The organism is Pseudomonas sp. SZ57 (genome assembly GCF_009495975.1).
Taxonomy (GTDB): domain Bacteria; phylum Pseudomonadota; class Gammaproteobacteria; order Pseudomonadales; family Pseudomonadaceae; genus Aquipseudomonas; species Aquipseudomonas syringae.
This window is the reverse complement of sequence record NZ_WIBD01000020.1, coordinates 24,163-39,449: the sequence shown is the minus strand read 5'-3', so window position 1 is coordinate 39,449 and position 15,287 is coordinate 24,163. Positions and strand designations below refer to the sequence as shown.

Genomic DNA, 15,287 nt, shown 5'->3' with positions numbered 1-15,287 from the left:
CCAGCGTGGGAATGCCGTTCATGACGCTCTGCGTCATCGGTCTTGACCTTCACACCGACAGATGCAGCATGCGGTCGCCCTGGACGTTTTCACCCGGTCTGCGCTTGTTGACCGCCAGTTCGCCAATCTTGATCAGGCGTGTGCGCGTGACGTTGCGGGTCAGGCCCAGCAGGCTGGCTGTGTGCACCTGGTTGTGGTGGCAGAAGCGATAGGCGGTTCTGAGCAAAGTATCCTCGACCTTCTCGTGCAAGGCACCGGCCTGTTCTTCAAAGAGCTTTTGAAACGCCCGGTTGAGCAGTTGCTCGGCTGATTCGTCAGGCGGGTTCTGTTCATCCTGGCGCTCGATTCTAAGGTTCGACATGCGCAGGTCATCACGCTGAATGACGCCTTCACGGCACACCAGCAGGGTGTGATGGATGACGTTTTCCAGCTCGCGAATATTCCCCGGCCAGCTGTAGGTCTTGAGCTTGTGCTCGGCTTCTGGGCTGATCCGTACCGGACCATGCCGCAGCCGCTGGCTGTAGACCTCTATGAAATGCCGGGCCAGGGGCAGGATGTCGCCCGGCCGGTCGCGCAGCGGGCTCAATTCCAGATTGACCACGTCGAGCCGGTAGTAAAGGTCCTCGCGGAAATGCCCGGCGTTGATGGCCTTTTCCAGCTGCACGTTGGTGGCTGCGAGGACCCTCACATCAATGGGCACGCTCTTGCGCGAGCCCAGACGCACCACTTCACGCTCCTGAAGCACGCGCAGCAATTTGACCTGCAGCGACATGGGCAGGTCGCCGATCTCATCGAGAAACAGCGTGCCGCCGTTGGCCTCTTCGAACCAGCCCGCCTTGGCGCTGATCGCTCCGGTAAACGCGCCTTTTTCGTGGCCGAACAATTCAGCCTCGATCAGGTTCTCGGAGAACGCGCCGCAGTTGACCGCCACGAACGGTTTGTCGCGGCGGGCGCTCAGTTCGTGGACGTGGCGAGCAACCAGTTCCTTGCCGGTGCCGGTCTCGCCAATAATCAGCACGCTGGCATCGCTGGGCGCAACCTGGCGCACGTGAGCGAGCAGGGCTCGGGACTTGGGGTCTTCGAACACCTGCGCAGTGGCCCTGATCGAGGTGGCCAGCGCAGGCGAGTGCGGTAAGGTCAGCAGTTGTCCGGACATCACTTGGCCTGCGGGGGCAGATCGTTGGCGATCATTTCGCCGAACGGGCCCGTCAGGTTGGTGATGCCGCGCCCGGCGAGGCTGGCGTAAGGCTCAGGCAGCAGCGGGAAGACCAGTTCGGCAAAGCGGTAAGCTTCTTCAAGATGCGGGTAACCCGAGAAAATGAAGCTCTCGATGCCCAGGTCAGCGTATTCCTTGATGCGTGCTGCGACTTCTTCGGGATTGCCGACCAGCGCCGTGCCTGCACCGCCGCGTACCAGGCCGACACCGGCCCACAGGTTGGGCGCGATCTCCAGGTTGTCGCGGCGCCCGTCATGCAGTGCCGCCATGCGCCGCTGGCCTTCGGAATCAAAGCGCGAAAAAGACTTCTGTGCCGCAGCAATGGTGTCATCACTGATGTGTTCGATCAGCGTGCTGGCGGCTTTCCAGGCTTCTTCGCTGGTTTCGCGCACGATCACGTGCAGGCGAATGCCGAACTTCACGGTACGTCCCTTGCGCGCGGCGCGTTCACGCACATCGGCGAGCTTTTGCGCCACGGCTGCCGGAGGCTCGCCCCAGGTCAGGTACACGTCCACCTGATCGGCCGCAAGGTCATGCGCCGCGTCGGAGGAACCACCGAAATACAGCGGCGGGTAGGGTTTTTGAATCGGCGGGTAAAGCGCTTTGGCATTCTGCACGCGCAAGTGCTTGCCTTCGAAGTCGACCGCTTCGCCCTGCAGGACGCGACGCCAGATTTTCAGAAATTCGTCGGTGACTTCATAACGCTCGCTGTGGTCGAGAAAGCTGCCATCGCCACGGTTTTCGTCCGGGTCGCCACCGGTCACCACGTTGATCAGCAGCCGGCCGCCGGACAGGCGATCCAGCGTGGCTGCCATGCGTGCCGAGACGGTCGGCGAGATAATCCCCGGACGGATCGCCACCAGATACCTCAGGCGCTCGGTCAGCGGCACCAGCGCCGAGGCGATGACCCATGAGTCTTCGCAGGAGCGACCGGTAGGGATCAATACGCCGTAATAACCCAGGTCATCGGCGGCCTGCGCCACCTGTTTCAAATAATTGAGGGTGACGGGACGTGCGCCCTTTGTCGTGCCCAGATAATGGCCGTCGCCGTGAGTCGGAAGAAACCAGAAAACGTTCATGACAAATCCTTGGAAGTAATCAGCCAGATGGAAGCTGACGGGACCCGCTGTCGGTTGGCAGACACCTCACCAACAGCGTTCGGGGTGGGGCCATTTATAGAACGTCTTTTTTATTCCGCAAAAGAACGTTAAACCATATTTTTAGATCCTAAATGCATATGTCCTCCGCGACCCCGCTGACATCTCTGCGCCAGCCCTTTGAACACAAGGCTTTTGACGGTGGCAGAGCCCCGTCAATAAGGCGCCTGCCGAGCGCCGACGCGGTGAAAGTCTGGCATTCAGGGTAAAAAACGTTTCCGGTTGGGCAGGTTTCCCGGCGCTCGTCAGGCTGCCGAAACTTTTCTCCGACCGGTCCGGTCACCTTTCCAGGACCAACAGGAGTCAGACCATGGCAAGGGCAATCTGGAAGGGCGCAATCAGCTTCGGGCTGGTGCATATACCGGTCGCGCTGGTTTCGGCGACAACGTCGACCAGTGTCGACTTCGACTGGCTCGACAAACGCAGCATGGACCCGGTCGGCTACAAGCGAATCAACAAGGTCACCGGCAAGGAAGTCACCAGCGAAAACATCGTCAAGGGCGTGGCGTACGAGAAGGATCGCTACGTGGTGCTCAGCGAGGAGGAAATTCGTTCTGCGCACCCCAAATCGACGCAGACCATCGACATATTCGCCTTCGTCGACAGCCAGCAGATCCCCTTGCAGAACATCGACACGCCTTATTTCCTGACCCCCGACAAGCGCGGCGAGAAAGTCTATGCGTTGTTGCGCGAAACCCTGGTCGACACTAAAAAAGTCGCGCTGGCCAATGTCGTGCTGCATACCCGCGAGCACCTCGCAGCGGTCATGCCACTGGAATCGGCGCTGGTGATGGTGATCCTGCGCTGGCCTGCCGACGTGCGTGAGCTGGATGCACTGGAACTGAGCGATGCGGTGACCGACGCCAAGTTGAACAAGAGCGAACGTGATATGGCCAAGCGTCTGGTCAAGGACATGAGCGCTGACTGGCAGCCTGAACTGTATCGCGACACCTTTCAGGACAAGATCATGCACCTGGTCAAGACCAAGGCAGACGAAGGCGAAATCGAGGATGTCGAGACCGATCCGGCCGAGGAAGAACGCAAGAGTGCCGATGTCATCGACCTCACCGACCTGCTGCGGCGCAGTCTGGCGGGCAAGGGCGGGGCCAGTAAAGGCAAGGCGAGCAAGCCTGCGGCGAAGGAAAAACCGGCCGACAAGGACAGCCCCAGGCCCAAGCGGCCCGCCGCGCGCAAGAAAACCAGCAAAGCCTCTTGAGCCCTACGGAGTGACCGGTGATGGCCAAGCCCGCCAGTGAATACACCCGCAAGCGCAATTTCGCCATCACCTCCGAGCCTGCGGAAAGCAAACGCAAGGGCAAAGGCAAATCGCAACCCGGTGCGCTCGGTTTCGTGATCCAGAAGCATGACGCTCGTAACCTGCACTACGACTTTCGACTGGAGCTGGATGGCACGCTCAAGAGCTGGGCCGTGCCCAAAGGCCCGAGCCTGGACCCTACGCAAAAGCGTCTGGCAGTGCATGTCGAAGACCATCCGCTGGACTACGCCGGCTTCGAGGGCAGTATCCCGCAGGGTCAGTACGGTGGCGGTGATGTGATCGTCTGGGACCGCGGTGTCTGGCAGCCGCACGGCGATCCGCAAAAGACCTACGCGGAGGGCAAACTCAAGTTCACCCTGGTCGGCGAGAAACTCAGCGGTGACTGGGCACTGGTGCGTACCCGCCTCAAGGGCAGCGGCAGCAAGGAACAGTGGCTGCTGATCAAGGAAAAGGATGACATCGCGCGACCTGCTGCCGAATACGACATCACCCAAGAGCAGCCGCAAAGCGTGATCAGTGGTGCTCATGTGGGCGAAGAGCGCAGTACTCCGAAAAAGTCCACGGGCAGTGCTGCAAACGGAAAAGCCAAGGCCGCCACATCAAAATCAAAAGCGCCGACGCCCGCTGCAAAGCCGACCCGCAGGAAAGCGAAAGCGGCTTTCCCGGACACGCTTTCGCCGCAACTGGCAACGCTGGTGGAAGCGCCGCCGTCCGGTGACTGGCTGTACGAAATCAAATTCGATGGCTACCGCATGCTGACCCGCATTCAGGGCGACGACGTGCGGCTGTTCACCCGCAACGGGCATGACTGGACCGAGCGACTGCCGGAGCTGGTCAAGGCGCTCAAGGGCATGAAGCTGCGTGACAGCTGGTTCGACGGCGAAGTGGTGGTTCTCGATGAGCAGGGGCTGCCCGACTTCCAGGGCTTGCAGAATGCCTTCGACGCGGGGAACAGCAAGGACATTCTGTATTACCTGTTCGACATGCCGTTTCTGAGCGCGGAGGACCTGCGTGAAGTGCCGCTTGAGCAGCGTCGTGATGCCTTGAAACAAGTCCTCGACGCACAGAAAAGTCGCCTGTTGCGTTATTCGGATGCCTTTCAGGCGGGCCACCAGGATATTGTCGCGAGTGCTGCGGCAATGGGCCTGGAAGGGGTGATCGGCAAGCGTGCCGGCAGTGCGTACGTCAGCAAGCGTAATGCCGACTGGATCAAGCTCAAATGCCGCTTGCGGCAGGAATTCGTGGTCGTCGGCTACACGGCGCCGCAGGGCAGCCGATCGGCGTTCGGTGCCCTGTTGCTTGCGGTCAATGCCGGTGAGGACGGGCTGGTCTACGCCGGGCGGGTCGGCACCGGGTTCACTGAAGTGACCCTTGAGCAACTGTATAAACAGCTGAAGAAGTTGCAGCGCAAGGATTCACCGCTGGCCAAAAAGCTCTCCGCGTCCCAGGCCCGTGGCGTGCAGTGGGTGGCGCCGCAACTGGTCTGCGAAGCTGAGTTCGCCCAGTGGACCCGCGAAGGCATCGTGCGCCAGGCCGCCTTTGTCGGACTGCGCAGCGACAAGCCCGCCAAGGACGTGGTGCGTGAAGACGCACAGCCTGCCAACGTGGCCAGCGACACCCCAACCACAACGGCAGTACCCAAGGCGCGCAAAAAGGCCGCGCAGGGGAAAGTTGATGTGGCGGGCACCGGCATCAGTCATCCGGACCGCGTCATCGACAGCAAGACGGGCACCAGCAAGATCGAACTTGCACAGTTTTACCAATCCATCGCCGACTGGATTCTGCCCTACCTGAACAAGCGTCCCGTGGCCCTGCTGCGCTGTCCGGAGGGCATCGACGGTGAGCAGTTTTTCCAGAAGCATGCCGAGCATCTGGCGATCCCGCACATCAGGCAACTGGACCGTGCCCTGGACCCGGGGCATGCCGCGCTGATGGAAATAGATTCGATGCAGGCGCTGGTCGGTGCTGCGCAAATGGGCGCCATCGAGCTGCATACCTGGGGCGCGACGCGTGACAGGATCGAAACGCCGGACCATTTCGTGCTGGACCTTGATCCCGATCCGGCACTGCCCTGGCGGAGCATGATCGAGGCCACGCAAATGGTGCTCGCCGTGCTGGAAGAGCTGGGTCTGGAGGCTTTCCTCAAGACCAGCGGTGGCAAGGGCATGCACATCATCGTGCCGCTGGCGCGGCAGGCAGACTGGGACACCGTGAAGGCGTTCGCCAAGGCCATCGCCGAGTTTGCCAGCCGTCAGTTGCCGGAACGCTTCACCGCCACCATGGGACCGAAAAACCGCGTCGGAAAAATCTTCATCGATTACCTGCGCAACAGCCGCGGCGGCAGCACGGTGACCGCCTATTCGGTACGCGCCCGGCCCGGGTTGCCGGTCTCGGTGCCGATTGCGCTGGATGAGCTGGCGGGGCTGAAGTCGTCGGCACAGTGGGACATCACCAACCTTGAGCAGCGCTTGAAGCGGCTCAAGGACGACCCGTGGGCCGGTTACAGCAACCGGCGCAAGATCACGCAGAAGATGTGGAAACAACTGGGTGCGAAACGGCCTTGAGGCTAGGTCGCTGTCCGGGTTTTGCAAGGGGATACGTGGCCGGCACGCCAAGCAATAGCTGACATGCCGGCCGCACACTGGGGCTTAGAGAATCCGGTACAGCAGTCGCTCGACCCGCACGCGGCTGACACGCTTGAGAAACTTGCGCACGCCTTCGGGGTAGTTGGCGAGGGTGTCGAGTTCGTCATACTGGTTGACGCGCTGCGTGTTGCGCATCAAATGCGCGATTTCCGCTTCCCGTGGCGCGCTCCACTGACCCTTCGGATCGTCGATCAGCAAGGCGTTTTCCAGGTCCAGGTTGAAGGCACGAGGGTTCAGGTTGTTGCCGGTCAGCAGGGTATAGCGCTGGTCGACCCAGATGCCCTTGAGGTGGAAGGTGTTATCGCCGTGTTTCCACAGGTGCACATTGAGGCGGTGCTGGGCAATTGCCTTCTGATGCTTGTGGGCAAAGCGGCGCAGGCTGATTTCATAGAGATAGGGCAGGGCCGAGATCACCTTGAACGGCTCATCCGGATCGATGAAGAAGTCGTTGGCGGTCTTGTCGCCAATGATGATGTCGACCTGCACGCCGCGCTTGAGGGCCCGATTGATCTCGCGAGTGACCGCCACCGGCAGGTTGAAATACGGCGTGCAGATGGTCAGCTGGATCTTGCTCGACGCGATCAGATCGCAGATGGCGCGGTTGAGATTGTTGCGCGGGCCGACGCCGAGCAGCGGAATCACGCGCATCTCGCCGTTTTCCTTTTCGCCCGCCGAGGTGTCGTAAGCAGCGCGTTTCAGGTCGCCACGAAACGCGCGGATCTCGCTGCGTAAACTGCGCGAGCTGGGCGGCGATTGCAGATCGAGGCGGTGCACGGCCGGCGAGGAGAGTATTTCCCGCTGCACCAGATTCTGGAAGGCATCGGCCAGTGCCGCGTTTTCGATCAGGTGATAACGGTCCAGACGGTATTTGTCGAGCTTGTGCAGGTAGACGTTGTTGATGCTCGCGCCGCTGTAGATCACGCAGTCGTCGATCACACTGCCCTTGAGGTGCAGCACGCCGAACAGTTCGCGGGTCTGCACCGGCACGCCGTAGATTGGCACTTCTTCATCGTATTCGAGGTTCTGCGCCTGATACCAGGTCGAGTTGCCGGGCTGGCGTCCGGCACCGATCAGGCCGCGTTGCGCTCGGAACCAGTCGACCAGCACCACCACATCCAGCTCCGGCCTCGCGGATTTGGCGGCGTACAGCGCGTCGAGAATCTCCTGGCCGGCTTCATCCTGTTGCAGGTACAGCGCGATGATATAGATGCGCCGGGTGGCCGAAGCGATCCTTTCCAGCAGGCAGCGTCGATAGTCGGCGGCAGAAGGAACAATGGAGATTGCATCGCTCTGCAAGGCAAAACCACGAAGTGCTGCCAGGGTCGAGCGTCGGAAAGTGGACGGCATAGGCCTCTCGATGGGAAAACCAATAGCCTGTGAGCTTACACGACAGTGGCCCTCCTGTGGCTGTCGCCAACCTGTTTCAAAGCATTGCGGAACGCCACGGGCCGCCATGCGCGCTGATTTTCACGCCGGGCACGGAAACGAACCGCGTGGAGTTACGCGATTGTCATTTTTCCTACGTAAACAAATGATAAGCATTACCAGTAACATCTGATATCCTTTCGCATCCACCCGATCGGTGATGTCCAGGACGGTTGCTTCCGATCTCGTTCAACTTGTCTTCAGGACCTATTGATGAACTCCCCATCGTTCCCGATGCGCCTTACGTTGCTCGCGTTGTGCTGTTCCATTGGATCTCCGGCCTGGGCCGCTGCAGAGGCTGCCGCCCGGCAGGACGGCCCTGTGGTGCTGGGCGAGACCGACATCAGTGCCGACAAGGCCGATCCTCACGCGCTGCCGCCGGTTTATGCCGGTGGGCAGGTGGCGCGCGGCGGGCAACTGGGGGTTCTGGGTAATGCCGACATCATGGACGTGCCGTTCACCATGAGCAGTTACACCGAACAGTTGATCGAGGACCAGCAGGCCGAAACCGTCGGCGACGTATTGCTCAATGATGCATCAGTGCGTCAGTCGAGTGGTTATGCCAACGCTTCTAGTATCTTCGTCATTCGCGGCCTCAAGCTGACCACCGATGATATTTCCTACAACGGCCTTTACGGCGTACTGCCACGCCAGATCATATCGACCGATGCGCTGGAGCGCGTTGAGGTGTTCAAGGGCCCCAACGCCTTCATCAACGGCGTGACCCCAACCGGTTCCGGGATTGGCGGCGGCGTGAACCTGCAGCCCAAGCGCGCGCAGGATACGCCGACGCGTCGTTTCACCACCGACATCAGCAGCGACGGCCGGGTCGGCGAGCATCTCGACCTGGGGCAGCGCTTTGGCGAGAGCAATCGCTTCGGCGCGCGTCTCAACCTGTCGCAGCGCGAAGGCGAGACCGGTGTCGAGGACGAAGAGCATCGCAGCAAGCTGTTCGCGCTGGGGCTTGATTACCGAGGTGACAACTTCCGTCTTTCCGGTGATTTTGCCTACCAGAAGCAGCGTATCAACCAGAGCCGCAACACGGTGTTTGTCGACAGCGCCCTGACCAGCGTGCCGCACGCCCCGGACTCGGATACCAATTACGCGCCGAACTGGACCTGGACCGAGACGGAAGACACTTTCGGCATGAGCCGTGCCGAGTACGACCTCAACGAAGACTGGACGCTGTACGCCGCAGTGGGCGCCAAGCACACCCGAGAGGTCGGCGTATATGGCTCGCCAACCGTCCACGACGCCGCAGGCAACACCACGGCCGCACCGTCTTTCATCCCGCATGACGAGGACAACAAGACGGCCATGGCCGGCCTCAATGGCAAGCTGCAGACCGGCGCGGTCAGTCACAAGGTCAACTTCGGGCTGTCCGGTATCTGGACCGAACAGCGCAGTGCGTATCTGTTCGGCGGCACCTCCAGCAACAACCTTTACGACCCTGTCTCCCAAGAGCGCCCGGCACTCGACAGTTTCACCGCAGGCGATCTGAATGATCCCGGCATTGTCGGCAAGAGCCGCATGCGCAGCGTCGCGCTCTCCGACACGCTGGGCTTTTTCGATGATCGACTGCTGCTGACCGCAGGCCTGCGCCGCCAGCAACTGCGTGTTCAGGGGTATGAATACGGCAGCGGCCCGCGCAATGCGCTGTACGACGAAGCGATCACCACGCCGGTCTACGGGGTGGTATTCAAGCCCTGGCAATATGTGTCGTTCTACGCCAACCGCATCGAAGGTCTCGCGCAAGGTCCAACGGCTCCAAATACAGTCACCATCAACCCTGGCGAAGTTTTTGCGCCGTCGCGTTCGAAACAGGTGGAAGCGGGCGTCAAGCTGGACATGGGCACGTTCGGCGCGAGCCTGGGCGTGTATCGCATCGAGCAACCGGCTGACGGTTACCAGGTTCTGGAAGGCACCGGGTCGCGTTATGTCCGTGACGGTCAGCAGCGTAACCGCGGCGTGGAGATGAACGTCTTTGGCCAGCCTGTCAGCGGCTTGCGTCTGCTGGCCGGTCTGACCCTGATGGACACCGAGGTGAGCGGCACGTCCGGCGGCAGCAACGACGGCAATCGGGCCGTGGGTGTGCCGACCTTTCAGTTCAACGCGGGTGCCGATTGGGATATTCCGGGGATCGAAGGCGCGGCCATCAATGCGCGCATGCTGCGCACCGGCGGGCAATATGTCGATGCTGCCAACAACCTGAGCATCCCGACCTGGAACCGCTTCGACCTGGGCGCACGCTACACCTTCAACGTTGCGCAGAAGGACGTGACCCTGCGTGCCAACGTCGAGAACCTGATGAACAAGGATTATTGGGCATCAGCCAATGGCGGTTACCTGACTCAGGGCGAGCCACGTACCCTCAAGCTGTCGGGCACTATCGACTTCTGATTGACTGGCCGCATCGCAGGATGCGGCCAGCCGCTGGATCAGTAGCCGTTACGCTTCAGAATCGTTTCGATGCTTTCTTTCGCTGGCCGCTCGTAGAACTTCAACAGTTCGGCGGTGCGGTTGGTGAAGAAGCCGTCCGCGCCATCATGGCTGATCCGCTTGAAGTCCTCTGCGTCGTCTACCGTGTAAGGGTGGATCACCATACCTTTTTCGTGGGTCAGGTTGTTCATCCAGGGTTTGACCAGGTCCATGTAGCTCTGGTCGCCGCCCTTGGCCAGTTGCGACGAAGGGCCGGTGCCGATGGCACCGTGGTCCTTGGCCCAGTTAATCCACTGCTGGAACTCTTGCGCTGATTTGACTTCCTGGGTCGCGTAATAGCTGGCCTTGTCCTTGGCCCCGGAGTCCTTGAACGCGACGCTGGATTTGGGCTCTATCGAGCCTTCGCCAATCCACAGCAGCATGACCTTGGGCACTTTCGGCATTTCTTTCTGCAACAGTTCCAGGCTTTGCTTCTCGAACGTCTGCAGGACCACGCGTCCTGGCATGTGCGCGACGTTGACATGGCCGGGCGCTGCCGCAGGGCGCTGTTCGAGCCAGCCGCGTTTGGCCAGCAGTTTTTTCAGGTCGGCTTCGACGCCGGGAAACTTGTTCGGCACCTTGGTCTCGATGTACAGCCCCGGCTTGTTGGCGCCGCCCTCGGCGATGTCGATGACCTCATCCAGCGTCAGGATCTGCAGCCCGTTGTAACTGTCGCGGGCCCTGTCCGGGTAAGCCTTGTTGAACCACGAACCGGCGTCCAGTTGCTTGAGCTCCGCCAGAGTGAAGGTGCTGACCGGGTCTTTCACCCGTGTCGGGAACACTTGAGCAATGTTGGTAGTGCGTTCCAGCACGTCATCGTGCAGCGCTATCAGCACGTTGTCCTTGGTTCGCTGGATGTCCATTTCCAGGTAGTCCGCGCCCAAGTCCCGCGCCAGGGTGTAGGCCGGGATGGTTTCTTCCGGCGCATCGAACGAAGCACCGCGATGGGCGATCACGGCCGGCCAGGGCAGGCCGTATTTCTCGCTCAGCACCTTGCCTGGGGCGTCCGCCGCCGCTGCCATGCCTGACGACAGCATCAGGCCCGACATGACAGCCGCAGCCAATAGGGTCTTTTTCAACAGGGTGGTGGGAAGTCCTTGCATGGGCGGGTGTTTCCTTGTTTTTTGAGAAAGCCTGTTTTTATGAGCGGCCTGCGCGCCAGATCATAGCGGCGCTGGGCGCGTCACTGCACGCAACGATAGCGCACCAGGGTGATTGCCGGGTCAGCCTGCGCATTAGTCTGTCCGGCAAATGCGTCCACTTTATGAACGCCCGGCGTATTCGGGAAGGCTTTTTTCAGTTCCGGCGTCAGCGACGCTGCACAAGCGCGTCGAGTCGCGTTAAGGTCAGCGTTTTGCTGATCGAACGGGAGCGCGCATGACAACGGTATTGGTGCTGGTGGAAAACCTGGACACGTATTTGCCGATTCTTGAAAGCAGCGGTTATCAGTTGATTCGCGCCCCGACGGCCGAACTGCGCGCCGAGGCGATTGCCACGCACGGGCCGAGCATCAGCGCAGTGGTGACACGCGGGCCGCTGGGATTTTTCGCCGAGGAAATGGATGCACTGCCGCAGCTGCGCATCATTTGCGTAAGCGGCGCCGGGTACGAGAAGGTCGATCTGCCTGCCGCGCAGGCACGGGGCATCGTCGTGACCAATGGTGCAGGCGTCAACGCCGCCACGGTGGCCGATCATACGCTGGCGTTGCTGCTGTCTTTGGTACGCGACATTCCACAGGCCGATGCCTCGGTGCGACGCAGCGAATGGCGCAAGGTGGTGCGCCCGTCGCTGGCAGGCAAGCGTCTGGGGATCGTCGGGCTGGGTGCGGTAGGGCTGGCGATTGCCAAGCGTGCTGCCGCCTTCGATATCGCCATCGGTTACCACAACCGCAAGCCACGCAGCGACTGCGATTACACCTGGCATGCGACAGCACAGGCGCTGGCGGCCGCATCGGATTTTCTGGTCATCGCCACGCCCGGTGGCAGCGGCACGCAGCATCTGATCGACGCTCGGGTGCTTGAAGCGCTGGGCCCTGACGGGTTTCTGGTCAACATTGCCCGCGCCAGCGTGGTGGATACCCAGGCGTTGGTCAGTGCACTGCAGCATGAGCAGATTGCCGGGGCCGCGCTGGACGTGTTCGACGATGAACCGACTGTGCCGGATGTGCTCAAGACGCTGGACAATGTGGTGCTGACACCGCACGTGGCAGGCCTGTCCCCCGAGGCGTCCAGAGACAGCGTGCAGAGGGTCAACGATAACCTGCTGGCGTTTTTTGCCGGGCAACCGGTGCTGACGCCTGTGACTGAATGAGCAACCGTGCACGCTTGCACGCGAGGCATTGCTGTAACGCCCATTCTGCTGGTTTTGCTGCCTGTTTATAGTCCGCCCGGGCTGTACGACATCAAACAGGGAGCAGGGCATGGGCAAAGCAGATAACACGCGCAACGGGATACGGATCGGTCTGGTAGGGGACTTCAGTGCGGATGTCCCTGCGCATCTGGCCATTCCATTGGCCTTGCAGAGAGCCGCGGAGGTCGCGCAGGTGCCGGTCGGTTTCGAATGGTTGCCGACGCCGCGGATCGGCAGCGGCGCGCAACTCTCTGAATTCGACGGCCTGTGGTGCGTTCCGGCCAGCCCGTATCGGGACATGCTGGGCGCATTGACGGCCATTCGTTTCGCTCGCGAGCATCGGGTGCCGTTTCTGGGGACGTGCGGTGGCTTTCAGCACGCGTTGGTCGAGTACGCCCGCAACCAGCTGGGCTGGGCAGACGCCGAGCATGGCGAAACGGCGCCGGACGCGGCAAACGTGATTATCGAGCCACTCAGTTGCTCGCTGGTTGAATCGGTGGCAGCGATCCAGTTGCAACCCGACACGCTGATTGCCCACGCCTATGGCCGGCTCGACATCGACGAGCGCTATCACTGTCGCTACGGTCTGCGCCGCGAGCTGGAGTCGGCGCTGTTCGGCGAGCACCTGAAAGTCAGCGGGCGGGGTCCCGAGGGCGAAGTGCGCAGTATGGAATTGCAGGGGCACCCGTTCTACGTCGCCACACTGTTCCAGCCCGAGCGCGCTGCGTTGCAGGGCCAGACGCCACCTGTGGTGGCCGCGTTTGTCCGCGCCTGCCTGAGCAACCCGGCATGATGGCCGCGCGGTTTGCCAAGCCTTACTTCGCTGTGGTGTTCACCTCGCTGCGTACGCCTGACGATGATCAGGCGTACGCCGAGGCGGCGCAGCGCATGGTGAGTCTGGCCCGACAACAGCCCGGCTTTCTGGGCGTTGAGTCGGCGCGCGGTGAGGACGGCCTGGGCATCACCGTGTCCTACTGGAGCGATGAAGCCGCGATTCTGGCCTGGAAACAGCAGGCCGATCATGCCCAGGTCCGCGAGCAGGGACGTGCGCACTGGTATCAGGCGTTTACCACGCGAATCTGCCGGGTCGAGCGTGACTACGCGTTCGACGCGTAAGCATTCAGGGCATTACCGGCGGCACATAGGCCAGCGTGGTGCCCAGTGCCCAGAGCAGAAACAGCACCAGCGGCGTGTGCACCAGCAGTTGCACGAACGAGAAGCCGATCAGGTCACGCGCCTTCAGGCCCAGTACACCCAGCAGCGGCAGCATGTAGAACGGGTTTATCAGGTTGGGCAGGGCTTCGGCTGCGTTGTAGATCTGTACTGCCCAGCCGAGGTGATACTGCAGATCGTTGGCAACTTGCATCACGTAGGGTGCTTCGATGATCCACTTGCCGCCGCCTGACGGAATGAAAAAGCCCAATATGGCCGAATAGACCCCCATCAGAATCGCGTAAGTGTCGTGGGAGGCAATGCTGGTGAAGAACGTCGAGATGTAATGCGCCAGAGTTTGCGCATCGCCGCCCTTGACCGTGGTCAGTAGCGCGGCGATCGAACCGTACAGAGGGAATTGAATCAGCACGCCGGTGGTGGTGGGCACAGCCCGCGCGACGGCGTCGAGAAAACTGCGCGGTCGCCAGTGCAGCAGGGCACCGAGCATGATGAACAGGAAGTTGTAGGTGTTGAGCCCGGAAATCGCCGTGATCGCCGGTTTGCTCGAAAACTCGTTGAACAGCCAGCCAACCCCCAGCAGCACCATGAGGATGATCAGCAGCGGGCTGTATTCCAGCCATTCCCCGGGCCGTGTGCGGGGCGGCAGTGGCGGCAGGTTGAAGGCCGGGTCGACACCGCAGGCCTTGGCGTCGCGGGCGCTGTTTGGGCCGGGCGCGGTGGCATAGGCAACGATCAATGATATGACTACCAGCGCGACGAGCATGACCCCGGATTGCCAGAGAAAGATGGTTTCGGTGAACGGGATCACTCCTGTGATCGCCAGGATCGACGGCGGCAGACTGGCCGGGTTGGCCTGCAATTGCGCGGCCGAAGACGACAGCCCCAGCGCCCAGACTGCACCCAGGCCCAGATAGGCGGCGGCGCCGGCTGCGCGGTAATCCATGCGCAGGTCAGTGCGGCGGGCGAGGGCACGCACCAACAGGCCGCCGAACACCAGCGACAGGCCCCAGTTGAGCAGCGAGGCGAGCATGGAAATCAGCGCCACCCAGGCCACCGCCGAACGGCCGTTGCGCGGCACCCTTGCCAGGCGGTCGATCAGGCGCACCGCAGGCGGTGAACTGGCGACCACGTAACCGCCGATGACCACGAAGGCCATCTGCATGGTGAACGGAATCAGGCTCCAGAACCCGTCACCGAACGCCTTGGCAGCCTCGGCCGGGCGCGCGCCGATCGCCAGTGTCGCCAGCGTGACGATGACCACTGCCAGTGCGGCAAATACCCATGAATCGGGAAACCAGCGTTCAGCCCACGCGGCGCAGCGCAAGGCAAATCGGGCGGAGCGGCTTTCTTCTATGTTGGCGGCCATCTGGGGCACCTCTTTTTGTAATTATTATCGGGGAGTTACTTGAACAGCCGACTATTGCGGACGCAGAGCGTCACACGGCGGTTTTTCTTTTTCAGGTGGATTAGGGTTCGACTCAGGTCACCTTTTCGCCCCTCGGCGACCTACTTTGATGGGGCCAAAGTAGGCAAACCCCCAAGCTCCGTTTCCGGCCCGACTTCGTCGG

Annotated in this window: 11 protein-coding genes; 6 read left to right on the top strand and 5 right to left on the bottom strand. The window is 61.5% G+C overall.

Features of this window, described 5'->3' with window-relative positions; all coding sequences use genetic code 11:
* Window positions 1–49: 49 nt before the first annotated feature.
* Window positions 50–1,156, bottom strand: coding sequence for a sigma-54-dependent Fis family transcriptional regulator (locus tag GE543_RS17925; protein WP_003391680.1), 1,107 nt, complete (start codon window positions 1,154–1,156; stop codon window positions 50–52).
* Window positions 1,156–2,295 carry an FMNH2-dependent alkanesulfonate monooxygenase gene (gene ssuD, locus GE543_RS17920; protein WP_003407645.1) on the bottom strand — a complete coding sequence of 380 codons (1,140 nt, stop codon included), beginning with the start codon at window positions 2,293–2,295 and terminating at the stop codon, window positions 1,156–1,158. Before ssuD ends, GE543_RS17925 begins: the two co-directional genes overlap by 1 nt.
* 388 nt (window positions 2,296–2,683) lie before the next feature.
* Between ssuD and GE543_RS17915 the strand changes: the two genes are divergently transcribed.
* Together GE543_RS17915 and ligD are read left to right on the top strand one after the other, a co-directional pair.
* Window positions 2,684–3,589 (top strand): Ku protein, encoded by a 906-nt coding sequence (locus GE543_RS17915; protein ID WP_003420484.1) that lies wholly within the window; start codon window positions 2,684–2,686, stop codon window positions 3,587–3,589.
* Between the two features lie 20 nt (window positions 3,590–3,609).
* Window positions 3,610–6,213 (top strand): DNA ligase D, encoded by a 2,604-nt coding sequence (ligD, locus tag GE543_RS17910; RefSeq protein ID WP_153222036.1) that lies wholly within the window; start codon window positions 3,610–3,612, stop codon window positions 6,211–6,213.
* An 84-nt stretch (window positions 6,214–6,297) separates the two neighbouring features.
* Here ligD and pssA read toward each other — a convergent pair whose 3' ends face one another.
* Complete coding sequence (gene pssA / locus GE543_RS17905) at window positions 6,298–7,641, bottom strand: CDP-diacylglycerol--serine O-phosphatidyltransferase (RefSeq protein WP_153222035.1); 1,344 nt, start codon at window positions 7,639–7,641, stop codon at window positions 6,298–6,300.
* A gap of 291 nt (window positions 7,642–7,932) precedes the next feature.
* On the opposite strand from pssA, the gene GE543_RS17900 reads away from it, so the two are divergent.
* Entirely contained in the window at window positions 7,933–10,119 is a 2,187-nt protein-coding gene (locus GE543_RS17900; RefSeq protein ID WP_153222034.1) for a TonB-dependent siderophore receptor, read from the top strand.
* A 38-nt stretch (window positions 10,120–10,157) separates the two neighbouring features.
* On the opposite strand, the gene GE543_RS17895 is transcribed toward GE543_RS17900, so the two are convergent.
* Window positions 10,158–11,300 (bottom strand): glycerophosphodiester phosphodiesterase, encoded by a 1,143-nt coding sequence (locus GE543_RS17895; RefSeq protein ID WP_153222033.1) that lies wholly within the window; start codon window positions 11,298–11,300, stop codon window positions 10,158–10,160.
* A 274-nt stretch (window positions 11,301–11,574) separates the two neighbouring features.
* On the opposite strand from GE543_RS17895, the gene GE543_RS17890 reads away from it, so the two are divergent.
* The 3 genes from GE543_RS17890 to GE543_RS17880 all read left to right on the top strand — a co-directional run bounded on the left by GE543_RS17890 (window position 11,575) and on the right by GE543_RS17880 (window position 13,662).
* A complete protein-coding gene (locus tag GE543_RS17890; protein ID WP_046270639.1) occupies window positions 11,575–12,507 on the top strand; it encodes a 2-hydroxyacid dehydrogenase in 933 nt (310 codons plus the stop codon).
* A gap of 109 nt (window positions 12,508–12,616) precedes the next feature.
* On the top strand, window positions 12,617–13,339 hold the full coding sequence (locus GE543_RS17885) for a CTP synthase (protein WP_153222032.1): 723 nt from the start codon (window positions 12,617–12,619) through the stop codon (window positions 13,337–13,339).
* Window positions 13,336–13,662 carry an antibiotic biosynthesis monooxygenase gene (locus GE543_RS17880; protein ID WP_153222031.1) on the top strand — a complete coding sequence of 109 codons (327 nt, stop codon included), beginning with the start codon at window positions 13,336–13,338 and terminating at the stop codon, window positions 13,660–13,662. The genes GE543_RS17885 and GE543_RS17880 overlap by 4 nt, the downstream gene beginning before the upstream one ends.
* Before the next feature lie 4 nt (window positions 13,663–13,666).
* Here GE543_RS17880 and GE543_RS17875 read toward each other — a convergent pair whose 3' ends face one another.
* Entirely contained in the window at window positions 13,667–15,085 is a 1,419-nt protein-coding gene (locus tag GE543_RS17875; protein ID WP_153222030.1) for a short-chain fatty acid transporter, read from the bottom strand.
* Window positions 15,086–15,287 lie beyond the last annotated feature (202 nt).